Origin of the sequence: Paenibacillus sp. FSL K6-2393, assembly GCF_038002545.1 — a bacterium.
Classification (GTDB): domain Bacteria; phylum Bacillota; class Bacilli; order Paenibacillales; family Paenibacillaceae; genus Paenibacillus.
In genome coordinates, this window is the sequence record NZ_JBBOCU010000002.1 from 739,788 (window position 1) to 765,420 (window position 25,633).

A 25,633-nucleotide genomic window follows, 5' to 3' on the forward strand; every position below is an offset into this window, starting at 1 on the left:
GAATAGAGTAACACGACTTATATCATTGGAATGACCGATGTACACTATATTAGTGTAATTATAGATTCGCGAGAAGGAGTGTTATCCTGAATGAAGCGTAAACGTATATGGGAAAATACAGCTGCCGGTTTAACGGTAAGCATGTTGGCAGGAATGCTGCTCTTTACATCATCTGCATTGCCTGCACACGCGGCTGACACCAAAACCGGTGTATTGCCAGCAGGTACTAACGAGGCTTCGCTGACTGCGAAGAAAGATGCAGTAGCCGTAACCAAGGAGTTCCGCATCGTCACATTGGGAGATTCCATAACGGTAGGTTATGAGCCCAACACAAAAGAATTGCCTTATGGTTATGTAGAACGTCTCCATGAGCAGGGTTTGCTGCATGGACGTACACAGGTGGACAACTACGGGATTGCCGGATTGAAAACCAGTGGACTGAAAAACTTCACTACTGCAATTAAGGATGGCAAAACACTGACTTCTGAAGCCATTCAACCAAGTCTTCCTGATCCAAGAGCGGGACAGATCGGAGCCAATACTGCTGCAATCCGTGAGAGTGTAGCACAGGCCAATCTGGTTGCAATTACCATTGGGGGAAATGATGTATCTGAGCTTCTCGGTACAGCAGACAAACTGAGTGATCAGGAACTGCAAGCGAAGGTAAAAGAATTACTCGCAACATATACAGCCAATGTTAGTGCAGCGATTAATGATATCCATGAAATTAACCCGACAGCTAAAATTGTCATCGCCGACCAGTATCAACCGATGCCAGAAGTAGCAGGCAAGGCACTCTATTCCAAACTGATGGAGGCATCCCAAGGCTTCACACAGACTATTGATGGCATTGCAGCACAATTCACTGCTCAGGGTACCGATGTCAAAGTCGCACACGTGGCCAAGGAGTTTGTTGGCGGTGAAGGCACCATGACTCATATGATCAAAGATCGTGATTTCCACCCGAATCAGTTTGGATATGCGGCCATTGCCGAAGTATTTGCCAAAACGATCTGGGGAGATTACACCAAGTTGACTGCACCTGCCACAGGTGAACCAATGAATATTATCGTGAGTGGCAAAACATTAAATACTCCGTACAAACCGATTATCCGTAACAGCAAAAACTTTGTGGCGATTCAAGACATCGTGAACGCTGTGGGTGCTACTACGGTGTGGGATAACAAGACTTCAACCGCAACCATTACATATGGAGACCGAAAGGTTGCTGTGAAGATTGGTGCCAATGCTGTGAAGGTAAATGGAGCATCGGTTACTGTGGATACACCTGCATTCCTGAATAAGGTAGGCAAGGAGTCCAAAACATATGTACCACTTGCCATGGTAGCTGAAGGTCTTGGCTTTGATGTGCAATATGTAGCGAAGCTGAAAACTGTTTTTGTTAATCCGTAATATACGAATATGAATGGAATGAAGGACAATCTGCTTTTTTATAAAGCAGGTTGTCTTTTTTGCATCTTTCTGAAAATTATCGAGTAAAATGGCCCGTGAAGATGAGAGGGCAAAAAGGATATCGGATGTTTCACTGGCTGACTCAACGGGTTGTCCTTTTTGTTCAGAAGTTGTTCAGAGCGATCCTATAATGTAGCTAGTATAAGAGGAGGAAAAGCCTTATTATTGTGTAAAATCATAGTTTAGACATATTTGATGGGGTTACATGAAAAATTTACGAGAGAAGAGGAGAAACATGCGCGTTATTAAGAAATTGATGCTAAGCATGATGGCATTCATTCTACTGTGTTTTACTTGGCCAGTTCTGCCCATACATGCGGCGGGACAAATGGTGTTTGAAGGTGTACCTTCAGTTGAAATGCGTCCAGAAACAGAAGGCAACCAACTGGTAAAACCTGATGTAGCGAAGGTCGTTTGTTCAGATCCTACTACCGAAGCAAGTTCACCAAGTTGTCCAGTAATTAAATGGGGCGACCTCACTTATTGGATATACAGCGATAAAGATAATAACTTTGTATTTTATGTTGCAGTGTATAACCAAAAAGGGGCCTTGATTAATCATAAAATCTTCTCAGGCGCTCGCTATATTAAAGAAATCACAGTGGATGGCAGTAGTGAGCGAGTTACCTTAAAAGGGCAAGGTAACCAAATCGTACAAGTGACTTTTGACCAGCTAAAAGAAATTACCTATACCCCCGGAGTGGATCTCAGCGTTACTGATAGTAAGGTTGGGATGAATGAAACGGTTAACTTGATTGTAAACATGAGGAGTCCCATAGAGGATTTGGACGGGGATATCGTGTTTAAATCAAGCGGCTCAACGTTGACACAGGTAGAACTTGCTGACGGCAAAGCGGAGTATTCATTAGACTCTTCTACTCTGGGACTCGGTGTGCATACATTTACAGCAGATTATATCCCAAAATTGGGCAGTGAGTTCAAAATGAATACATCCAAGCCGGTTACTATTGAGGTGGCATACAGGGTCAATTTTATGGATGGACAGGGTAACGTTTTTTCGAAAAATATCGTGAGGGATGGTGGACTCGCTCAAGAACCGAACCCAAGCCCAACGAGAGCAGGTCATACCTTTGCAGGATGGTACACAGATCAGACAGATCCAACCACCAAATGGAACTTTGGGAGTAATACGGTGGCGCGAAATATGGCGTTGTTTGCACACTGGACGGTGAACAATTACACCGTAACGTATGATGCGAATTACGGCGGAGCGGGAACCGCGACCACAGAGACAGTGGCTTACGGAGCGAAAGCGAGTGAGCCAAACCCAGCCCCAACGCGAGAAAGCTATACCTTTGCAGGGTGGTACACAGATCCGACAGATCCGGCAACCCCGTGGAACTTTTCGAGTAATACGGTGGCGGGCAATGTGATGCTGTACGCACATTGGACGGCTAATAATTACATTTTGACATATAACGCGAACTACAGTGGAGCGGGAACCGCGACCACAGAGTCAGTGGCGTACGGAGCGAAAGCGAGTGAGCCAAACCCAGCCCCAACGCGAGAAGGCTATACCTTTGCAGGGTGGTACACGGATGCGACAGATCCAGCAACCCAGTGGAACTTTTTGAGTAATACGGTAACGGGAAATATGACGCTGTACGCACATTGGACGGTGAACAATTACACCGTGACGTATGATGCGAATTACAGCGGAGCGGGAACCGCGACCACAGAGACAGTGGCGTACGGAGCGAAAGCGAGTGAGCCAAACCCAGCCCCAACGCGAGAAGGCTATACCTTTGCAGGGTGGTACACAGATCCGACAGATCCGGCAACCCAGTGGAACTTTTCGAGTAATACGGTGGCGGGCAATGTGACGCTGTACGCACATTGGACGGCTAATAATTACATTGTGACATATAACGCGAACTACAGCGGAGCGGGAACCGCGACCACAGAGACGGTGGCTTACGGAGCGAAAGCGAGTGAGCCGAACCCGGCCCCAACGCGAGCGGGCTATACCTTTGCAGGCTGGTACACGGATGCAACAGATCCAACCTTCAAATGGAACTTTGCAAGTGATGTGGTGGAGGGGGATGTAACGCTGTACGCACACTGGACAGTCAAAATTACGCCACAGCCACCGACTCCATCGACACCTTCTGTTCCATCAGCACCTTCTGTACCGGTGGTTGTCCCTTCCAATGGGGAACAGAGTCAATCCACCGTGCTAATTAACGGTCAGGCAGTATCCACACGCAGAGTAGATGAAACGTTAGCTAATGGTCAGCCTGTCGTTCGGTTGATCTTAACGGCTCAAGGATTAACGAATGTGATGAATACTAACGCTTCGGAAGCAAAGATAGTCATCGACGGGTTAGGGACAGCGGTCAAGCTGGAGATTCCCATGCAGCCGTTACAGGTAAAGGTTAAAGCTGATGCCAATGCTAAACTCCAGATAACAGTGAATGGTAATAGTGTATCTATTCCATTAAATAGTCTGGCTGATCGGCAGTCAGACTCTGCGTTGACGATTTCCATCGTGGAAGGCTCCAAAGAGGCGCAGGCACGTGTAGAACGTGTGGCTCAAACGATGGATGCACGAGTCGTATTGAAACAACCAGTCACGTTGTCTGTTGATATCAATGGGCAAGATACAGAGGATGGTTCGAACGATTACTTGCATAAGTCTATCGTGATCCCTGCTGGGTTTAATCCAGACCAGATCACAGTCGTTAGAATTGATGCGAATGGGCAACTTCATTTCGTACCTGCTGTTTTTACCGCCACACAAGCTGAGATATTGTCTACTCAGGGCGGTGAGTATACGATTATTAGTATGAATAAGGTATTCAACGATGTGCAGCAGCACTGGGCTGGCGAAGACATTCAGCAGATGGCCAACAAGCTGATTGTTGATGGGCGGCCTGATGGAAGCTTTGCACCTGAACAACCGATTACTCGTGCTGAATTCACAGCCATGCTTGTACGTGCCATGGGATTATCCGGAGGTAGCGTAAAAACCGAATTGCCTTCCGCTTTTAATGATGTGGATTCGGAACAATGGTATGCCAATGCACTCATAACGGCAGGAAGTAAGGGGTTGGTTAATGGTTTCGCAGATGGGTCATTCCACCCGGATGGTCAGATTACTCGGGAACAGATGGCTACGATGCTGGATAGGGCATTGAATTTGATGAAGATTCCTAATGACCAACTGACAGGTACCACTCCTTCATTTACAGATGCATCAAATATCTCGAACTGGTCTTCTGACGCCGTAGCTCGACTGGTAGAGACAGGGATCGTTAAGGGAATGAACGGGGGAACCTTCGCGCCTCAGGAGAATGCAACGCGAGCACAGAGTACGGTGATGTTAATGAGACTTATGCGCTTTGCTCAACTAATCAATTAATGATTATATAGGTTAATGATTACTTGTGAAAAAATAAAACCCAGGTTTAATTGAGAAAGCAAAAAGCAGTCTGCTCTTTGAATGAGTAGGCTGCTTTTTGCTTTCTCAAGATACATTTACACATGTATACCTTCTTTAGTGACCTAAAATGTTGCATAAATATATCTTGTCAGATGACCATGGATGTGTAAATATGAAAATAACTTACAATAAAACTACTAACCCATAGCACGATAGCACCCTTCGCAAGCCAAAGGAGCGCTTAGGATGAGCCAAATTAAGAACGCTTTCACAACACTGCCGATTCACCACAAAACGATTCTTCTCATCGGACTTTTGATGTTAATCAGCTTTACGTTTTATGCATCCGTACTCCGATATGTGTTCAGTATCTATGACCGTCAGATCTATGAGAAATCCTCGCAGGTCCTCAATATGTCTTCGGTAGGTATTGAAAATCAACTTCGTGAAATTTCCAATCTCTCCTTCAAGGTGATGTCGGACGAGCCGCTTCAGCAATATCTGCTCCAACTGAAAAAGGTAGAAACGGGTTATGAGAAAAATGGATTACGCAAAAAAATTACCAACAGGTTAGTCGCTTATGCCGGTTCCGAAAAATACGTCTATTCCATGCTATTTATCGATAATGATAATAACGTTATGGCCGCAGGCAATCGGGAGGGAATTTCGGAGTCGAAGCAAAAGGAACTGGTTGCACTGGGACAGCAATATTCGGGCTCCAATGCCTGGCATACCAGTGGGGATAAACAGTCCCGACTCTTGTCGGTCCGACAGGTGAAATCCTTTATTGGCGGAGCATTTACATTGGAGGACCTCGGCACACTGATCATCCGGGTACGGCTGGACCGAATTGTACAGGATCAGATGCAAGAACCGGCTGAGGACTCCCAATTACTCATTACCGATGGAAAAGAAGTGATCTATCCAACAGAATCGTCGGTCAGTGAAGCCGAGATTGAGTCTGAACTGAAGCGCACCCAGCCCTATGGAATTGCCATGTTGGAGCAGGGGAGGCACTTTGTAGCTCGTGCTCATTCTTCCTATACGGATTGGACCTATTTGTACACAACCCCGTTTGACCAGATGTTTAAAAAGATCCAGTTTGTCAAACAGTTGGTCACGGTGATCTTCATTATGATTTTTCTTGCTGCGCTTATTATTGGAGCGAGATTCTCTCGCAGTATTACCCATCCGATTGCGCAGTTGATCAAAAAGATGCGTAATATCGAGAAAGGTGATCTGGATAAACTGGAGGAGGCTGCCCTCGGCAATATTCCGATATCTCCACAGAACGAGGTTGGGCTGCTACATCGCACATTCAAGATGATGCTTCAAAGAATACGTGAATTGATTGATGAGAATTATGCCAAGCAACTGGTGATTCGTGAGACCGAGTTGAAAGCGCTTCAGGCGCAGATTAATCCACATTTTCTATACAACACGCTGGAATCCATTAACTGGCTGGCTAAAGTACAGAAGCAACGACAGATCTCGGAAATGGTTGAGGCTCTCGGATTTCTGCTGCGTAGCTCTGTGAATATGTCCGAGAAGTGGATCACGCTGGAAAGAGAGCTGGACATTGTCCGCAGTTACGTGACGATTCAGCGCACGCGTTTTGAGGAAAGATTGGATTTCGACATGGAAATTGCCCCAGAGGTAGGAACGGCTCGAATCCCCAAGTTAACATTACAGCCTTTGGTGGAGAACGCCATACATTATGCACTCGAACCAAGCATTGACCCTTGCCGGATTCGTATTCGGGCGAGAGCAGATGGAGATAAGGTGATTATTGAAGTCGAGGACGACGGTCCGGGGATGACACCGGAATTCCTGGAAGAACTACACGAAGGACGTATTCAGACAAGAGGACAGGGCATTGGGTTATCTAACATCCAGGAACGAATCAGACTGACCTTCGGCGATGAAGGTGGAATGGTGATGAGCAGCAAGCCCGGATCAGGAACTGTAGTATCGATCAGCATACCTTGGATCAGAGAGGACGATGACGATGTACAAAGTGATGCTCGTAGATGATGAACGTGTCATTCTGGAGGGGATTTCCCAAGTGGTCGATTGGGCCGCGGCAGGTACGGAATTAGTGGGTACGGCGAGGAACGGGATCGAAGCATTGGACAAAATTGGGCAGTCGAGACCCGATATTATCATTACGGATATTTCCATGCCAGGTCTGGATGGTCTCGGACTCATAGAGAAGGCATCTGAAGCATACCCGGGAGTACGTTTCATTATGTTATCCGGCTACAAGGAGTTCGAATATGCTCGCAGAGCGATGCAATATGGCGTGAAGCATTATTTGCTCAAACCCTGCAACGAGAATCAGATCCATGATGCGTTAACTGAACTGTTGCAGGAACATCAGGATGCTCAGGTGAGGGAGCATGTTGCGGGTGAGATGAAACAGCGATTGCAGCGTGTCCTTCCACATGTGAAGGAGCAATTTCTGCTGGAGTTCATGACCAACCGCACCTATGGGCCGGTTGATCTGGAGTATTATCAGGAGCTGTTTGATCTGGAGCTTGAAGAGAACGCAGTTCGGTTACTGCTGTTCCGAATTGTAGATGAACATGATTACAGTCACTTATTTGCGATCAAAAACATAGCCAGTGATCTGCTCCAACATGTCCTGTTAAGCACAACCATTGAAGGCAAACTCCTCATCCTGCTTGCGGATTCAGCCGATTCGGCCGGACTGAAAGAAAGTATTGAAGAGGTTCGTGCTGCATTCACCAGACTATATAAATTGGAAGTGACCGCTGCGCTGAGTGAAGCAGATCGAATGATTCAGTCCCGGCGGTTGTTTCGTGAGGCGTTGCAGTATCTGAACCATCGTTTTTTCATCGGTGAAGGCAAGCTGATTACGAAGAATGATCTGGTACTGGCCGGAGAATGCGACGGCGTACATGTAGAACAGGATGCGGAGCAACTGTGTCAGTTGATCAAATCGGGCAATACCGAGGATACAGCGGTAGAGGTGGATCGTCTGTTTGATCTATTATCGCGTCAGCAGCTGGAAATTGAAGTGACTCGCTCTTACGTAGTGCAGCTGTACTCGGCGATGGTTCATGTCTGTCCACCTGAGGAGGCAACGGAATTCACCCAGCGTATGGCAGAACTGCCGCATATCGATACGTTATCTGGTTTGAAGTCTTTTGTTGCAAGCAGTGCAGCCCGATTAACTTCCGGTTATTACAAAAACCATATCAGTCGACAGTCTTCTGCCGTGGAGAAGATGATGGATATCGTGGATCGTCATTATGGAGAGGCAGATCTCTCGCTCAATGGAGTCGCCCATCAGATGTTGTATATGAATCCGGATTATCTGGGCAAGATTTTCAAAAAAGTCACAGGCGAGAATTTCTCCAACTACGTAAATCGTCTGCGCATTGAACGCGCATGTGACCATATTCGCAGAGGCGGGGATGTGAAAGTGTTCGAGCTTGCTGAATTGTTCGGATTCGGCGGGAATTCACAATATTTCAGTCAGGTGTTCAAAAAGTGGACCGGTATGACACCTACGGAATTCCGCAGGATCGGCATATAACAATGGACTACCAATCGTGTAATTCATGTCTGGGGAGGACGAACAGCGCCGAGAGGAGGCTGTTGTCCTCCTCTGTTTTTTGAACCAACAAGACGGTTTTGTGTATTCAACTCTGGTCGTACATTTGCGAAAATGACATTAACAAGTTTGTGAAAGCGTTATCAGAAATAAAAGGATAACTCGTTCACACAACCATATCAACATAAAAGGGGAGATTGGCATGGTGAAAAAGGCAATATTCCTGATGATGGCTGCATTGCTCGTTTTTACAGCGGCGTGTAGTTCAGGTGGAGGTAGCGAACAGGGATCATCGGATGGATCGGTTACCCTGCGGATCGCTTGGTGGGGTTCGGATGCACGGCATGAATATACACAGAAGGTCATCGACCTGTACAAATCGAAAAACCCGAATGTCAAAATCGACGTGGAATATGCTTCATTTGATGACTACTGGAAAAAGCTCGCACCACAAGCAGCTGCAAATCAGTTGCCTGACATCGTTCAGATGGATATTTCCTACATCAGCCAATATGCACAGAATGGTCAGCTTGAGGATCTAGCGCCTTATCTGGGCAATCAGATCAAAGTGGACGATGTGTCCGAGAACGTTATTAGCACAGGTGTAATTAACGGTAAACAATACGGTGTACCTGCCGGTGTTAACGTTCTGGGCTTCCAATATGACCCTGCTTTGCTTAAAAAAGCGGGAGCGGAAGCTATGCCTGAAAATATGACATGGGAATCATACGAAGCACTGGGTAAACAAGCCGCAGAGAAAGGCCTGTATTTGGATGGAGGGGTAGCTCCGGATATCTTCTTCCATTACTTCCTGCGTACCAAAGGACATTCGCTTTACAATGCAGAAGGAACTGGCCTTGGTTATGATGATGACCAATTGTTTGTGGAGTTCTTCGGACTTATGCGCCGCATGATCGAGCAAGGTGCAGCACCTACGCCGGATGTAGCCAACCAAACCAAAGGCATTATTGAGGAATCAGATCTCGTGAAGGAAAAAGGAATCGGCGTATGGCAATGGTCCAACCAGTTCGTAGCCTTGCAACAGGTAGCGAACCGTCCACTCGAAATCGCTCCAATGCCAGGACCGGATATGGAAAAAGGACTATATATGCAACCAAGTATGTATTGGGGTGTAACGTCCAACTCCAAAGTGAAGGAAGAAGCGGCTAAATTCATTGATTTCTGGGTGAATGACGTGGAAGCCAACAAACTGATCAAAGGTGAGCGCGGTGTGCCAATCTCAGGAGCAATCAAAGAAGCTATCGCACCTGAGCTGAGTGACGCAACGAAACAAGTCTTTGAATTCGTAGCAGCCATGGAGCCAAAAGCTTCACCAATGAGTTCTCCGCCACCGGTTGGTTCACCTGAAGTAATCTCTGCTCTGGCAGATGTGGTTGAAGAGTTGAACTTTGGCAAAATTACACCTGAACAGGCAGCAGAAACATTCCGCAAGAACGCCGAATCTGTACTTGCGAACAATAAATAACAGTTGAATGATGGCTTGCTCGTCCCACTTCAGGGATGGTCGGGAATGCGGCTACTCGCAAATGCGAGGGCCTTTCCCCGTCCAGATGACCGAAGCCAGGATGAGGGAGCAAGCTGATCCATGAAGGAGGTTCGTTCCATTGAGGCAGTATTCGTCGTTACGTAGAAACTTAACTGGATATGCGTTCATAAGCCCGTTTATTATTGGATTCCTGGGCTTCACACTCATCCCCATGTTTGTGTCCTTATATATGTCGTTCACGAGTTATAACTTGTTCACTTCTCCGCGGTGGATTGGGCTTGATAACTACACCAAAATGTTTTTTGATGACCCGAAATATTGGAACTCGGTCAAAGTGACGTTTCTGTATGTATTCATTGGGGTACCGTTAAGGTTGATCTTTGCCCTCTTCGTAGCGATGGTCCTAAACACTGGCTCTCGTATGATTGGAACGTACCGGACGCTGTATTACCTGCCATCCATTATCGGTGGTAGTGTGGCCGTATCCATTATGTGGCGTAACCTCTTCAGTAATGAGGGTGTTATCAACAGTGCTCTAACGGCAATCGGGATCGGGCCAATAAGCTGGTTTGGTGACCCGAATGCGTCTCTAGTTATGCTCATCTCACTGTCTGTGTGGCAGTTTGGTTCGTCCATGCTGATCTTCCTGGCCGGTCTCAAAAATATCCCTACTGAGATGTACGAGGCAGCAGGTGTGGATGGCGCAAATCCTATACGGAAATTTTTCAGCATCACCTTGCCACTGCTTAGCCCGATCGTCCTGTTCAATATGATTATGCAGACGATTGGAGCATTCATGACGTTTGTACCTGCCTATATTATCTCCAAAGGTGAAGGCGGTCCAATGGACGGTACGATGTTGTACTCCCTGTATCTGTTCCGGCAGGCGTTTATGTTTAACAACATGGGTTATGCTTCGGCCATGGCCTGGGTCATGCTCATCATGATCGGTATACTCACGGTGGCTGTGTTCCTGACATCCAAGTACTGGGTGTTCTACGAATCTGAAGGAGGGAAGTAACGATGGTTTGGAGAAATGTAAAATGGCCCGTTTATCACCTGTTCGTTGCAGCTCTTGCCCTCCTGATGTTATATCCCGTACTTTGGATGCTCTTCAGTTCATTCAAGGAAAGCCGTACGATATTCGTCACTGCGGATACCCTGTTTCCTGCGGAGTGGATCTGGAGTAACTATGTGGATGGCTGGAAAGGCACAGCTGGAAGACCGTTTATGGATTACATCACCAACTCACTTGTAATCGTGGTTATTTCCACGATCGGTGCCGTAATATCTTCATCGCTGATCGCTTTTGGTTTTGCCAGACTGAATTTCAAGGGACGCACGTTCTGGTTCTCCTTGATGATGTTAACACTGATGTTGCCACATGACGTGGTATTGGTTCCTCAGTACATCATTTTCACGAAGCTCGGCTGGCTGAATACTATCTTGCCAATCGTTGTACCTACATTCTTCGGAATGCCATTCTTCATCTTCCTGATGGTACAGTTCATTCGAACGATTCCGAAGGAGCTGGATGAGGCTGCAACCATCGATGGATGTAACAAGTTTAGATTGTATATTCAGATTATTATGCCACTGATCAAGTCTTCTCTGGCGACTGCAGCCATCTTCTCCTTCTACTGGAGATGGGAGGATCTGCTCGGTCCGGTATTGTACCTGAACTCGCCTGATAAATACACCGTGTCGATGGCGCTGAAAATGTTCCTCGATAGTGAATCTGCTTCCAACTGGGGCGCAATGTTCGCCATGTCCATCGTCAGTCTGGTTCCGGTTGTAGCTGTGTTCTTCATCTTCCAGAAACAAATTGTTCAAGGGATGAGCACCAGCGGATTGAAAGGATAAGCCAGATTACTGTATCTTCGTATCTTCGCCCGAATGAACGTTTACGAAATTTAACCAAGGAGGTTATCGCTTTTGAATAAAGCTCAGGGTAGTCAGGCCGTTGCCATGGAGGCAGCGGCAGAGGGCCAGGCAGTGTCCGTGACCAGCTGGAAGTTTAACTTTGGACCGGACTCGGGAAGAGCAGATGAGACAGGGGATTATCTGAAAGTAACTGCAACAACCGCATATGAGGAACGCGGAGGATACGGATTCGAGGCAGGATCTCTGGTGTATGAGAAACAACGCATTCGTGATGACGATGTGTCGGATCCCACGAAACAACATTATAACAATCCGGGGCAGACAACCATGTCTGCCCGATTGCGTTCAGGCTTCTGTATTCCACTCAAAGCATCGTTCATCGTGGATGTTCCCGACGGAACATACCAAGTATTACTCGTTGCAGGTGATGAATTGGCTGAGACAGTGACCCGCGTGAAAGCTGGTGAAGGCAGGCTTGTACTGCCAACCATTCGCACACTTCCCGGACAATGTGCAGAGGTGCGATTCTCGGTCGTTGTTCGCGGCGGCAGATTTCGTCTGTCATTCTCTGGTCCTGCACCGAGAATCAATGCGTTAGAGATTACTCTTGCGAATCAGACCATGACTGTATTTCTTGCCGGGGATTCTACCGTAACGGATCAGCAGGAAAGTGGATATCCGTATTGCGGTTGGGGCCAGTTATTGCCAGCGCAGTTCAAACATGATGTGGCAGTAGATAATCACGCCCAGTCAGGGCGCAGTTCCCGCAGTTTTATTAATGAAGGCAGACTCAGCGCCATTCTGGAGCGAATCAAGCCTGAAGATTTTCTGTTTATTCAATTTGGACATAACGATGAGAAGCCGGACCCTGAACGTGGGACCGACCCATTCACAACATATAAGGAATATTTGAAAAAGTATATCGACGCTGCACGCGAAGCCAAGGCTCGTCCGGTACTCATCACCCCGGTGCATCGTCGCTATTTTGCGGACGATGGCACATTGACCGATACGCATGGCGATTATATCATCGCCGTGCGTGAGTTGGCGGAAGAGGAAGATGTTCCGCTGATCGATCTGGCTGAGCGCAGCCGTCTTCTGTTTGAGCAGGCAGGCGTAGAAGGCACCAAGGACGACTTTATGTGGGTGCTGCCAGGCGAGTATGTGAACTTCCCCTCAGGCGTGGAGGATAACACACATTTTCAGGAACGCGGCGCCCGCCGCCTTGCCCAGCAGGTGGCAGAAGCCATCCGTGAGTTGCAATTGCAGCCGCTGCAGATGTATCTGCGATAGGTTCATGCCCTAAATAATTAAGCGAGTTAAACGAAGTAACGAGAAAAACAAAGTTGCCCAGCGAATAGCGAAGGCAATAAACTTTTAAAAACAAGCGAGCGTAGCAACGGAGGAGGGCGGAATCGGGTATAGGGAGCGAAGCGTCCGCCTTTGGAGCGGGATTTCCCCTGCTGAGGGGGAATTGAATAGAAATCCCGAGCCAACAGCGGCCCGCAGCCCGATCTGCCCACCGAAGCGACTGCCCTGCGAGCTATTCAGGGTTTAAAAGCTGTAGCGAGTTAAACAAAGTAACGAGCCAGCAAAAGTTGCCCAGCGAAAGAACGAAGGCAATAAACTTTTAAAAAACAGGCGAGCGTAGCAGCGGAGGAGGGCGGAATCGGGTATAGGGAGCGAAGCGTCCGCCTTTGGAGCGGGATTTCCCCTGCTGAGGGGGAATGAATAGAAATCCCGAGCCAACAGCGGCCTGTAGCCCGATCCGCCCGCCGAAGCGACTGCCCTGCGAGCTATTCAGGGTTTAAAAGCTGTAGCGAGTTAAACAAAGTAACGAGCCAGCAAAAGTTGCCCAGCGAATAGCGAAGGCAATAATCTTTTAAAAAACAGGCGAGCGTAGCAGCGGAGGAGGGCGGAATCGGGTAGAGGGAGCGAAGCGTCCGCCTTTGGAGCGGGATTTCCCCTGCTGAGGGGGAATGAATAGAAATCCCGAGCCAACAGCGGCCTGTAGCCCGATCGGCCCTTCGAAGCGACTGCCGCGCGAGCCCACGGATTTTTAACCTAAATTGCAATCGCAAAAAAGGAGGATGTATTTCAATGACACCTGACCAGACAGAATTAGGCACATCTGCCCGTAAGAATGTTTCAGCAGCTACAGGTCACACCTACTGGGTCATTCCGGATGGTTACATTCCCCCGGAGAGCCGGGGCACATTGGAGAGTCATGAGAGCATCTGTGTACTGAACACCAGTGCCACGAATGCGGAGCTGCACATCACGATTTACTTTGAAGACAGAGAACCACTCGAAGGTATGGTCGCTGAAGTACCAGCGAGAAGGACAAAGCATATTCGCACTGCATCGCTACGATCCGGGGAGCAGTCTATTCCACCGGGCGTGCCTTATGCGATTACGGTTTCGAGCAATATCCCCGTCATCATCCAGTACAGCCGTTTGGATACGACTCAGCCTGAATTGGCTTTGATGAGTGTCATGGCGTATCCATCAGGATAACTTCCCCAATAGACAGCATAGTTGGAGATGGTAAAAAGCCCCGTAACCTTGCATCCAATGCAGGCACGGGGCTTCTTTTTCTTCATTTAATCGCTGTATTTATACGTGCTCGCATTAAGGATATCCACATGGACCTCTACTTTGCCGAGCTTGAAACGCTCCAGGGGGTCAGCACGTTGGGAGACCTCTTGTTGCCATAAGGGCAGATTGTGGCGATAGAGGTGTTCCACGAGACCGTATGAATCGATCTTGCGTGACTTGGTTTTTTCGAACGTATCTCGGATTTGGGATTCGATTTGTTTCTCCGCTTCCTGTTCCATGGCATGTGGAGACCGAGGAGCCCCGTGATCTTCGGTGATGGAGCTTTTGACCGAGGTAACTAGATCAAATGTGACGCCATCTCCTTGTTTTCTCGCCGTTATTCTCGTCTTGGGATGACGAAGCATCAAGGTTAAATCAGGAGTTTTCCCACCATTCCCATATACGTATAGTGGGTACTGATGTACGCGCTCATAATTTACGTATCGTGTACCATCTGCGTCTGCTCCTGCAACTCTACCCTGACTTGTGCCTTTGGAAATGACATAAAATCCATCCATTCTAACAAGGGGTGGCGTTTTATCGCCGTTGAACCAGGTCTCGTTCCTCGTTGATACCGAGGGTAAAAGAACGACGGAAGCCGGCTCCCGTAGTCCATCGAGAAGCTGATGGAGCCGGATAGGTTCGAAACCGGAATGCTGTTTGTATAGCCTCATGGGCTCGAATAACTCAATCGTCTGGGCAGATTGGTTCAGCAGCGCAGATGGGGAGAGCACATCCGGAATGTTCTGCTCTGTCGCGTAAATCCAGGGTGTATATCTCAGTTGACCTGAATGCAGCAACGTATTAAATATATCCTCCAGCTTCCCTTCCAGAGCATTTTTCGATAAAACAATGGCTTTAACATGAGTCCAGAGCGTTTGCTGCTGTGATGTTTCATACAAGTCGTTAATAGCCATGCTCAGTGTTGAACCTTCACCCCGTCCAATCCAGATATCCCTTGTTTCCCGGGAAGTTGGCGTTTCCTGTTTTGCAATACTGGAGAAGTCAATCAACTGGGCATACGCAATATATTGGTTGTCCACATAGTCTATTCCAATGGCCGTGATGAAGTTAATACTTTGCACCTCTTTGGAATCCCAGCATCCCGTTAGCAGGATCAAGCACCCCGCAAGTAGGCCACTCATGGACATCCATCTGGTCATGACCGTTTTCTCCAGCGAGTGGAATCTTGGGTGTGAAGTGCTTCTGGACGCTTGTTTTTTTTCATGGAAGGGGGCATGGATACGGCCTGAGTGAAGTCTCCTGGAATGTAGGGAGATACGGGTGACAGATAGGATACGCCATAACACTCCAACGATACGAGGTGTACCAACAGAGCGAACAGTCCGATCATAAATCCAAATAATCCAAGGATCGAAGAAATAATAAGCATTCCGATACGAATTTGTGCAGTAGCCCCGCTGAGCACGGTATTCACGAGAATATAGCTGGAGATGACTGAGATCGCTACCGTAACTATGATGGTGGGCGATGTAATCCCGGCACGAATGGCTGCATCCCCGATGATAAGTCCGCCGACCACGCTGACCGTCTGCCCTAACGCACGTGGTAACCGCCGACCGGCTTCGTTAAATAGCTCGAACATAAAAATCATTAAAAAGGCTTCCAGCGTCACCGGCATGGGCAGGCCCATTCTAGTACCAGCAATTGTAGCCAAGAGAGGTAGCGGAATCTGTTCCACATTGAAACTGGTCAGGCCGATGTAGAAGGCTGGGAAGAAACAGGCAATCAGCAGACCGGAAATACGCAAAATCCGTTCGAAGGTAACTATGAAAAAAGGTGTGCTTTTGTCTTCCGGGGACTTCAACTGATTGAAAAGTGTAGTTGGTGCGATGACCGCCACAGGAGAACCTTCAATGAGAACGGCAAAACGTCCATTTAACAGGGAATCGACGACAAAATCAGGACGTTCAGTATTATCTGTGAGTGGAAAAATACTCCGAATCCCTCCCATGACAGCTCGCTCCATGATTGAGGTACCCAGAATGCCGTCAATCTCAATCTGATCCAGATTGTGTTGTGCTTCTTTCAGAATGTCTGGATTAATAATATCTTTTACATATAGAAGTCCAATGGCAGTTTGGGTACGACCACCTTTGACATATTTCTCATAACACATCGAAGATGTTTTCATTCGTTTGCGAATAAGGGCCACGTTGGTAGTGAGTTCTTCGGTGAATCCATCGCGCGGGCCTTTAACTGATGTTTCAATGGCTGATTCTTCTGGACTGCGTCCCGGGATATCAGCGATATCCAGACTGCAGGCCTGCACACCATTACCAAAAATGATCAGTAGTTGTCCACTAAAAATCAAAAGATTAAGTTTCTTGGAATCAGTGAGATCCTCAATCGGATTTAAGGTTAATCCCAGTTCGTGGGGATGTGATTCCTCAATGATCAGGGAGTGTTGTTCCAGACGGGGAATAATAAATTGATTGATTTGTTTGCCGTCGACCAGTCCTTCGCAATAGAGCAAAATGACTGGCTGATCGGATTCATCTTTGACAGGAAAGGTCTGAATAACAACATCTGCACATGGATTGAACTGCTCTTTCAAAGAGGCAAGCAGTGTTTCATGGGACGTGGTGTCAATCGCTTGATGCTCCATGATGTTTCCTCCTCTGATGGCGTGAATGGATAAAGGCAACCGTCGTCGCGATAATCGCAAGTCCGCTCAGATACACGAGATTGAACGGAAATATGTATTCGACCAGAAGCTTTTCGAAGGTCATATCATCCAGAGGATACAACATGGTTAGAATAAAGAAGACACCTAACGAGATACAACTGATAAGCCTTCTGGTAGAGCTCTTAATATTCCATATTTCTACTACAATATACATGGCGAGACTAATCCGGGTGAACGAGCCTGCGAGCCACTGGTAGATGGAAAAGAAGTCGGTCTGGGCGATGTACTTGCCCAAGGAGGCAATTCGCCATTCTTCAAAGGCGGGATATCGCATTTTGGCAGCCTCAAAAGGATCGAATTCCACAATCGCCCCGATGAGTGGGCCGACTGTTAGTCCCACAAGAATGATTGCGAGCATCAGATACTGCCATACAAGTATACGTTTAGTGAGATGAGGCTGGATATACCAGATGAACTGCAGTTCAAACATGCCTGCAAGACTGTAAATCATGCCATTCAGCACCGGATGCCAGCCATGTTCTAACACAGGCAGGAGACGACTGTAATCCTTGTATTGAGTGTTCACAATTGCAACATAGAAGCCCAGCAGTACCACCAGTGGAAGGATCAATCCTGCCGTAAATGCCAGTGAGCGGATGCCTTTATATGCCCCATAGGCACAGAGAGACATGAGGGCAATACTGGTTACCAGAATTGGCGTTTCTGTCAGGTAATTTGTTTTGGCCCAAGTCGTGGTATCGTGCAGGGTGAAATAGATTACGCTCAGAAAAAAGAGACTGTTCCCAACTCGAAATAACATGCCAATGGGCTTGCCGAGACGGGATGTTAACCATTCATGCAGGGTTTGATGCTGGAGGAAACGAGAGACATAAGCGAGCATTAGCGCAAATATCAGAAATGGTCCGGCTGATAGCAGGACGGAAATCCAAGAATCCCTTTTGGCCGCAGCCAAAAGGGCAGGAATAATCAGAACATGGCTGATCAAGCCAACGGACAACATGATCAACATCATAGCTTGTAAAAAAGAAGGTTGTGTTCGTTTCATGCTGAGGGGTCTCCTTTTCCCGATAGACTGTCCTCAGCAGTGTTAACGGGATTGGAGCGCTTCATACTGTCAGTCAAAATAACGAATACCCATGGCTTCTCTTACCTCTAACATCGTTTCCCGGGCCGCTCTCCAGTCAAAATGCGGGGTTCGGGGAGGATGGCAGCGTATAACTCGTTGAACCGGCGAACCAACTTCATCGCTGTCTCAATATGGGGAATCTGACTTGATCCCGGTGACCAGCCTATGTTTGCGACCGCTCATATTGGTGCCAAGCACACCAGCAATAATCAACAATGCACCAATATAGTGGTAGCTACCCACTGGTTCATGCAGTATCCATGCACCTCCTACGATGGAGATGAGCGTGGACAGATTGCTGAATACACTCATTTGCGAAGCCTCCAGATGGGTCAGGGCATAGCTCGCAAGCAGGGTAGAGATCATGGTGGAGAGGATCGCCAGATAAGCGAGCGCACCCAGATAGGATGTATCTCCAAGCGGTTTGATGTAGTCCATCATGGAACCGCTGGACGCATGTCGGATCAGGGAAGCGGCGTTGAATACAATACAGCCAACCATCAGTGTGACCCATGTTAATTCCATTGGTTTGTACTTCTGGGTTAATGGTCTTGCAAGCACACCATACCCTGCAAAACAGACCGTGGATAACAGCAATAATGCAATGCCCTTCAGGTTACCTATAGACATGCCGCTTCCTTGCATTATGAAAATAAAGACCACTCCAGCAACAGACAGAAGCAGGAACAGCTTCTGCATCGTGGATGTGCGTTCCTTCAGGAAGACTGAAGCGAGAACAAGTGTGAATACAGGGGCCATAGCCTGAATAATACCGGCTTCCGATGAGTTGGAAGATACAAGCCCAAAGGCTTGAAAGGCAAAAAATAAGACGGGAGATAACAGCCCCAGTGGAATGATTCGCCACAGATCACGAAGGCTCAGTCGGATTTTGATCCAGCCAAAAATGACAGGAATGCTAACAACGATCAGCGACAGGGCGAATCGGTGGGCAAGCACATCAATTGGATGTGCAACAGTGACGGTCATTTTAACAAATAAAAAAGATAGACCGATAATAGCTGCGTACAATACAGCTGCGATATAAGCGTATCCCCGAGTGTGTGTTGTGTTCATAAATGCTCCTCCAATACAGTAGTCATAGTGCTTTATCTTTCATTATCCTGAATTATGTCAGGTTTGAGGCATGTGCTGGACTTATTCAATATACTGCCGGGTGCATCGTGCTACAATAGATAAAAGGTTTAACTGTATCGGTACAATTGTGGGAGAGGGATGGGTGCAGTGAAAAAATACGAAGTGATTGCCGAAGCATTAAAGCAATGGATTCAGGAACAGATGCAGCAGCAGGATCGTCGCCAGTGGGCAGATAAGGGCATCCGTCTTCCAGCCGTTCGAGTTGTAGCAGAACAATATCAATGCAGTATAAGTACAGCGATTCGTGCATATGAGTGGCTGGAGCAACGGCATTTGGTGTACGCCATACCTCAATCTGGCTATTATGCCGTTCAGAACGGGACAGGTGCTCAGGACATGGACTGGCAGGGAGCGTTGGACTTTGCTTCAGCTGCTCCCGATCCAAGGGTGTTCCCTTATGCAGACTTTCGTCATTGTGTGGATCAGGCGATGGAGAAGAAACAGGCAGAGTTATTTATGTATGGCACGGATCAGGGATTACCTTCGCTTATCATGCTGTTGCAGAAGCAGTTTGCGGATTATCAGGTGTTTGCGAGAACGGAGCAGTTCTTTATCACATCAGGTGTGCAACAGGCACTGGCTGTACTTGCATTGATGCCTTTTCCTAATGGAAAGAGAAAAGTACTGCTTGAACTACCGACCTATCACAATATGCCCTCGCTACTGAGTGGATTAAATGTGCCGATTGCCGGTGTGAGACGTGCCCTGGATGGGCTGGATTGGGCATCGCTTGAACGTCAGTTCGCTAAGGAAGATATCAAGTTTTTCTATGTCATGCCGCGCTTTCACAATCCGATTGGCACATCGTTGACTGTTGCTGAGAAAAAGAAACTAATCCGGCTTGCACAGCGGTACGATGTCTATCTGGTGGAGGACGATTATCTGGCTGATCTGGAGGACAATACGAAACAGGACCCGTTATGGTCCTATGATACCGAAGGCCGGGTCATCTATCTGAAGAGTTACTCCAAAATTTTGTTTCCAGGTCTGCGCATTGGTGTAGCTGTTCTGCCCTCACCACTAATTCAATCTTTTGGGGCTTACAAAAAAATGCTCGATATCGACACTTCCGTTTTGTCTCAAGCTGCGCTGGAGATCTATGTCCACAGCGGAATGTTTGCTCATCACAGGAAAGTGATTCGTAACCGCTATGCTGCCCGGATGCACACGGTGCATGAGCAACTGGACACATATCCAGACTTTGCTCCGTTTATGGACGCTCCTCGAACAGGTGGGGAGCATACCGTATTGCCTTTGGCGGGTGATATGCCGCTTCGTGTTCTGCTGTCCCGGCTTCAACAGCACGGAGTCATCGTTGATACGACAGAACGGTATTATCCGGAGGGAACATATCAGGCGCATCAGGATCAGATGCTGCGCTTGAACATTTCCAATGTGCCGAAGCAGCGAATCGAGGAAGGGATACAGAAGATCCGGGAGGAAATTTTGAAACTTCAGATTAGTCAGAGATAAAGACAAACCTATAACAGCTAGGCCATTACAATAAAATGCATATAGATGTTGCACATAGCATCTATCTAGCCGTATGTGACCACTCACCACTGTCCGTATATAACAAAAGGCGTCCACACAAGTTGATCACTTGTTGGACGCCTTTTCCATGAGTTGTTAATCCATCGACCATACAGCTTGTACGCTATATTGTGAATGGAAATAATCCGATTTATTCCTGAGCCATCGCCTTGAAGGAAGCTTCTGCGGCTTCCAATGTAGCCTGAACATCCTCGTCTGTATGGGCCGTGGTCAGGAACCAAGCCTCATATTTGGATGGAGCCAGGTTAATACCACGGTTCAGCATGTGACGGAAGAAGGAAGCAAACAGCTCTCCATCCGTGTCTTGAGCATGATCATAATTCGTAACCGGATGGTCACAGAAATGGGTGGAGAACGCACCGCGGATCCGGTTGATCGTCAGTGCAATTCCATGACGGTCAGCAGAAGCTTGCAGACCTGCCGTCAGGTCGATAGCAAGACGTTCCATCTCTTCGTATACACCCTCGCCTTGCAGGACCTCCAGACATGCGATACCAGCTGAGATGGATGCAGGGTTACCAGCCATCGTTCCCGCCTGATAAGCCGGTCCGAGTGGGGCAACCTGCTCCATAACGTGTTTGCGTCCACCGTAAGCACCGATTGGCAGGCCGCCACCAATAATTTTACCAAGAGCCGTCAGATCAGGTTCAATCTCCGCATGGTTTTCGAGTCCGGCATACGTCTGAGTAGAACCGTAATGGAAACGGAAAGCCGTAATGACTTCGTCATAGATAACCAATGAGCCGTTAGCCCGTGTCATGGCACAAAGACCTTCCAGGAAGCCAGGCTCCGGCATAACCATACCGAAGTTCCCAACGATCGGCTCAACCATGACTGCGGCAACATCATCACCCCAGCGCTCCAAAGCATCCTTCAGGGCTTCCAGATCATTGTAGGGCACAGTAATGACTTCTTGTGCAATACTGGCTGGAACTCCCGCACTGTCAGGAATTCCGAGCGTAGAAGGGCCAGAACCGGCAGCCACAAGCACCAGATCCGAGTGACCGTGGTAACATCCGGCGAATTTTACAATCTTATTGCGTTTGGTGTAGGCACGAGCGACCCGAATCGTGGTCATGACCGCCTCTGTACCGGAGTTTACAAAGCGCACTTTATCCATGGAAGGAATGGCTTCCTTCAGCATTTTGGCAAGCTTGATCTCAAGCTCTGTTGGGGTACCGTAAAGTACACCATTTGCTGCCGCTTCTGTAATGGCCTGCGTAATATGAGGGTGGGCATGTCCTGTAACAATCGGACCGTAAGCGGCCAGATAATCAATATAACGGTTGTCATCGACATCCCAGAAGTGGGCGCCCTGGGCTTTTTTCATAAATACAGGTGCACCGCCACCAACGGCTTTAAACGACCGTGAAGGGCTGTTAACACCTCCTACAATATGTTCAAGTGCTTCTGCGTATAGAAGTTCGGATCGGGAACGTGATGTATTCATAAGATAACTTCCTTTCGTAATTCAAAATATGATAAAGGTACAAACCACAGAAAGATATGATGATTTTCTCATAATAGTATAGCCGGGCACAACGAGAGGGCAGCGAATGGCTGCCCTCTGCATGTTTAGATTACTGAGCCGGTTGCTCTGACTTCTGATCGTCAGCGCTGGCTGTTTTATCTTCGGTGCTGTTCGTACTATCATCCGTTGTAGCAGGCGGGTGAATAATATCCTGAATATGCTGCTTCAATTTCTCTTCATTGGTAACCGTCAATACTTGTGCACCGCCTGCTGTACGTTCTTCTTTCAGCAGGTTCATTGGTGGAATCTGCTCACTGCCGTTCATGCTGCTCTGGTATCCGAGACCACCCAGCTTCCACATATCGGAGAGTGTCAGATTTGTATCTACATAAGGATTAACCTGTTCCAGAATGGCAGGCAGTTTGGCAATGGTTGTTGTTGACTGCATTTTCGCCGTTACAGCTTTTAGCAATTCACGCTGACGCTCGGAACGGGCGAAATCCGACATCGCATCATGACGGAAACGAACGTACATGAGCGCTGTCTCGCCATCCAGATGCTGATATCCTTTTTTGAGATCAATATCGTATTCGTTATTGTCTGCTTTACTTGTATAGTGCATGTCTTTCTCCACATCAAAATCAACACCGCCAACGGCATCCACCAATTTGATGAATCCCTGGAAATCCGTATACACATAATACTGTACAGGAATGCCGAGCAGGTCGCCGGCAGCTTGCATCGCTGCATTAGGACCATGGGTGATAGCGGTGTTGATCCGTTCCTTGCCATATCCGTCAATATTGACGTAAGTGTCGCGCAGAATGGAGAACAGATTGATTTTTTTGGTAAGTGGGTCGAGCGATACAACCATCATGCTGTCGGAGCGAGGAACTTCACCTTTTTTCAATCCACGTGCATCGACACCCATAACGAGAATATTTACCGTTTCTGTGCCTTCCCATTTGGGTGGGTCAGGAGTATTTACTTTCTCCACATTTTCGATGCCTGCAAATGGTGAATCGTCGCCGTCCTTTGCCAAACCGTCCAACTGATTGAGAATAGAACCGAAATAATATGCCGCTGCTCCTCCAATAATTAACACGAAGGCGGCAAGAGAAATCCATATGGTTCTCTTCGTCTTTCTGGTCATGCTAGCTCTCCTTTGTATTTGAGATGAAATAAAAAAACGAGTTCGAGTATTCAAGTAAGATGTAGTCGAAGCTTTCCGTACACGTCTTTTCCCAACATACAGGGCAGGACGCAGCTCCAGACTATTTTAAAGCTTGCTGAATTTTGACTGATACCATTATAATTTCTTTTTGGGCTACAAGCAATTTCAACAAAATCCAAGTGAGGTATAATCATGCTGGCGATTGATGTCAAAGATTTGCGCAAGTCGTTTAGCGTCCAGAAAAGCCGAGGTGGGCTGAAGGGCGCGTTCCAGGACCTGTTTGCACGTCAATACCAGGAGGTATTGGCTGTAAATGATATTTCATTTCAGATTCCGCAGGGCGAAATATGCGGATATATTGGGGAGAACGGTGCCGGTAAATCAACAACGATCAAGATGTTGACCGGCATTTTGGTGCCTACTTCAGGGCAAATATCGGTTGGTGGATATGTTCCGTATCAGGAACGTGAGAAGTTTGTACAGAATATTGGTGTTGTTTTTGGTCAGCGCAGTCAATTGTGGTGGGATATTGGTGTTATTGAATCCTTCCATTTATTGCGCAAAGTATATCGTGTAGGAGAAGTCGATTTCCGTAAAAGGCTGGATGAACTGGTTGAGCGATTGCAGCTTCAGGACCTGTTAAGCCGTCCGGTGCGGAAGCTCAGTCTTGGTCAGCGTATGCGCTGCGAGTTAGTGGCAGCCTTGTTGCACAACCCGAGTATTGTTTTCCTGGACGAGCCAACTATTGGTTTGGATATTGTGGTGAAGTCGGAAATTCGGGATTTCTTGAAAGACATGAACAGGGAGCATGGAACGACCATTCTGCTCACAACCCACGATTTGCAGGACATTGAGGCACTGTGTTCCCGGGTCATCATGCTTGATGCAGGCAACATCATCTATGATGGAGGTCTGGATCATCTCAAGTCCCAGTGGGGTAAGGAGCGAGAGATCCGCTTCAAGTTTGGTTCAGCTCACAACATCAGTCAGATGCAGGAATGGACTGCTGCGTTGCCTGTACGTTGGACGGTAGAGAATGAATTGTCCGCATCTGTATGGATTCCGCTGGAACTGAACGTTTCGGATGTACTCGGACGTGTCGTTGGACAAGCCGATATTACCGATATTCAGATTATTGAGATCAACACGGATGAGATTGTGCGCAGTATTTACCAATCCGGTTCCGCCGAGCGTCCCGAGATTGTGGGAGCAGGGAAAGAAGCGGTGGGTGTATCCTGAGATGAATAGTGCATTTATTGATTTTATGCGCATCCGTTTTTTAACGATGCTGGCATACCGGGTGAATTATTACTCCGGCATTTTGATATATACGCTGAATATCGGCGTGTATTACTTTACCTGGCAAGCCATTTACGGTAGCAGTGGTGAACTCGGCGGCTTCACGGCAGCGCAGATGACCACTTACATCGCTGTATCCTGGATGGCACGTGCCTTTTACTTTAACAACCTGGACCGGGAGATTGCCGCAGACATACGGGATGGCTCCATTGCGATTCAATTCATCAGGCCGATCAATTACGTTATGGTCAAAATGATGCAAGGGCTTGGCGAAGGCATTTTCCGCTTCCTGCTGCTCATGATTCCGGGAATGCTCATCGCCATTCTGCTGTTCCCGGTTGAATTGCCTACGGCGCCATCGGCGTGGATTGGCTTTCTCGTCATGCTGTTCTTCAGTTTCCTCATTAATTCCCAGATTAATGTGATAACCGGACTTGCAGCATTCTTTGTGGAAAACAATGAAGGCATGATGCGTATGAAACGCGTCGTGGTTGATTTGTTCTCTGGTCTAATCATCCCGATCAGCCTGTATCCAGGCTGGATGTCTGCGGTGATGAAGGTATTGCCTTTTCAGGCCATTACGTATCTGCCCGGTTCCGTGTTCACTGGAAGAGTGGAAGGTACCGCCATCTGGAGTGTACTCGGTATTCAGGTGTTCTGGTTTGCCGTACTGCTGCTTCCGATGGTATTGATCTGGCGTAAGGCGCGCAAGCGTCTGTTCGTGCAAGGGGGATAACA

General features: G+C 47.7%; 18 protein-coding genes. 12 read left to right on the plus strand and 6 right to left on the minus strand.

The window, feature by feature from the left end; genetic code table 11:
- The first annotated feature begins 90 nt into the window (after nt 1-90).
- From MHI14_RS30520 to MHI14_RS30560, 9 genes are all read left to right on the plus strand, one after another.
- Nucleotides 91-1,413 (plus strand): stalk domain-containing protein, encoded by a 1,323-nt coding sequence (locus tag MHI14_RS30520; RefSeq protein ID WP_341131978.1) that lies wholly within the window; start codon nt 91-93, stop codon nt 1,411-1,413.
- A gap of 295 nt (nt 1,414-1,708) precedes the next feature.
- Entirely contained in the window at nt 1,709-4,855 is a 3,147-nt protein-coding gene (locus MHI14_RS30525; protein WP_341131979.1) for an InlB B-repeat-containing protein, read from the plus strand.
- A gap of 267 nt (nt 4,856-5,122) precedes the next feature.
- Nucleotides 5,123-6,910: a sensor histidine kinase gene (locus MHI14_RS30530; protein ID WP_341131980.1), complete on the plus strand. Its 1,788-nt coding sequence runs from the start codon at nt 5,123-5,125 to the stop codon at nt 6,908-6,910.
- Nucleotides 6,885-8,438, plus strand: coding sequence for a response regulator transcription factor (locus MHI14_RS30535; RefSeq protein ID WP_091039038.1), 1,554 nt, complete (start codon nt 6,885-6,887; stop codon nt 8,436-8,438). Before MHI14_RS30530 ends, MHI14_RS30535 begins: the two co-directional genes overlap by 26 nt.
- A 220-nt stretch (nt 8,439-8,658) precedes the next feature.
- Nucleotides 8,659-9,942, plus strand: a complete 1,284-nt coding sequence (locus MHI14_RS30540; protein ID WP_091039041.1) for an ABC transporter substrate-binding protein — start codon at nt 8,659-8,661, stop codon at nt 9,940-9,942.
- A 139-nt stretch (nt 9,943-10,081) separates the two neighbouring features.
- On the plus strand, nt 10,082-10,984 hold the full coding sequence (locus MHI14_RS30545) for a carbohydrate ABC transporter permease (RefSeq protein ID WP_091039042.1): 903 nt from the start codon (nt 10,082-10,084) through the stop codon (nt 10,982-10,984).
- A gap of 2 nt (nt 10,985-10,986) precedes the next feature.
- Nucleotides 10,987-11,826, plus strand: coding sequence for a carbohydrate ABC transporter permease (locus MHI14_RS30550; protein WP_091039044.1), 840 nt, complete (start codon nt 10,987-10,989; stop codon nt 11,824-11,826).
- 105 nt (nt 11,827-11,931) lie between these two features.
- Nucleotides 11,932-13,140: a rhamnogalacturonan acetylesterase gene (locus tag MHI14_RS30555; RefSeq protein WP_445670388.1), complete on the plus strand. Its 1,209-nt coding sequence runs from the start codon at nt 11,932-11,934 to the stop codon at nt 13,138-13,140.
- Nucleotides 13,141-13,947: 807 nt separating this feature from the next.
- Entirely contained in the window at nt 13,948-14,364 is a 417-nt protein-coding gene (locus MHI14_RS30560; RefSeq protein ID WP_341131982.1) for a sensory rhodopsin transducer, read from the plus strand.
- An 86-nt stretch (nt 14,365-14,450) separates the two neighbouring features.
- Here MHI14_RS30560 and MHI14_RS30565 read toward each other — a convergent pair whose 3' ends face one another.
- The 4 genes from MHI14_RS30565 to MHI14_RS30580 form a co-directional block, all read right to left on the minus strand.
- Complete coding sequence (locus MHI14_RS30565; protein WP_341131983.1) at nt 14,451-15,608, minus strand: Ger(x)C family spore germination protein; 1,158 nt, start codon at nt 15,606-15,608, stop codon at nt 14,451-14,453.
- Complete coding sequence (locus MHI14_RS30570) at nt 15,605-17,074, minus strand: spore germination protein (protein WP_289391102.1); 1,470 nt, start codon at nt 17,072-17,074, stop codon at nt 15,605-15,607. The genes MHI14_RS30565 and MHI14_RS30570 overlap by 4 nt, the downstream gene beginning before the upstream one ends.
- Nucleotides 17,055-18,161 (minus strand): GerAB/ArcD/ProY family transporter, encoded by a 1,107-nt coding sequence (locus MHI14_RS30575; RefSeq protein ID WP_341131984.1) that lies wholly within the window; start codon nt 18,159-18,161, stop codon nt 17,055-17,057. Before MHI14_RS30575 ends, MHI14_RS30570 begins: the two co-directional genes overlap by 20 nt.
- Before the next feature lie 207 nt (nt 18,162-18,368).
- Nucleotides 18,369-19,316, minus strand: a complete 948-nt coding sequence (locus MHI14_RS30580; RefSeq protein ID WP_133387486.1) for a DMT family transporter — start codon at nt 19,314-19,316, stop codon at nt 18,369-18,371.
- 159 nt (nt 19,317-19,475) lie between these two features.
- Between MHI14_RS30580 and MHI14_RS30585 the strand changes: the two genes are divergently transcribed.
- Complete coding sequence (locus MHI14_RS30585; RefSeq protein ID WP_341131985.1) at nt 19,476-20,870, plus strand: aminotransferase-like domain-containing protein; 1,395 nt, start codon at nt 19,476-19,478, stop codon at nt 20,868-20,870.
- A 211-nt stretch (nt 20,871-21,081) separates the two neighbouring features.
- Here MHI14_RS30585 and MHI14_RS30590 read toward each other — a convergent pair whose 3' ends face one another.
- Together MHI14_RS30590 and MHI14_RS30595 are read right to left on the minus strand one after the other, a co-directional pair.
- A complete protein-coding gene (locus MHI14_RS30590; protein ID WP_289391106.1) occupies nt 21,082-22,401 on the minus strand; it encodes a glutamate-1-semialdehyde 2,1-aminomutase in 1,320 nt (439 codons plus the stop codon).
- A gap of 130 nt (nt 22,402-22,531) precedes the next feature.
- A complete protein-coding gene (locus MHI14_RS30595; RefSeq protein ID WP_091039059.1) occupies nt 22,532-23,575 on the minus strand; it encodes an LCP family protein in 1,044 nt (347 codons plus the stop codon).
- Nucleotides 23,576-23,788: 213 nt separating this feature from the next.
- Here MHI14_RS30595 and MHI14_RS30600 point away from each other — a divergent pair, with 213 nt between their 5' ends.
- Together MHI14_RS30600 and MHI14_RS30605 are read left to right on the plus strand one after the other, a co-directional pair.
- Nucleotides 23,789-24,835, plus strand: a complete 1,047-nt coding sequence (locus tag MHI14_RS30600) for an ABC transporter ATP-binding protein (protein WP_341131986.1) — start codon at nt 23,789-23,791, stop codon at nt 24,833-24,835.
- Between the two features lies 1 nt (nt 24,836).
- On the plus strand, nt 24,837-25,631 hold the full coding sequence (locus MHI14_RS30605; RefSeq protein WP_036614077.1) for an ABC transporter permease: 795 nt from the start codon (nt 24,837-24,839) through the stop codon (nt 25,629-25,631).
- Nucleotides 25,632-25,633 lie beyond the last annotated feature (2 nt).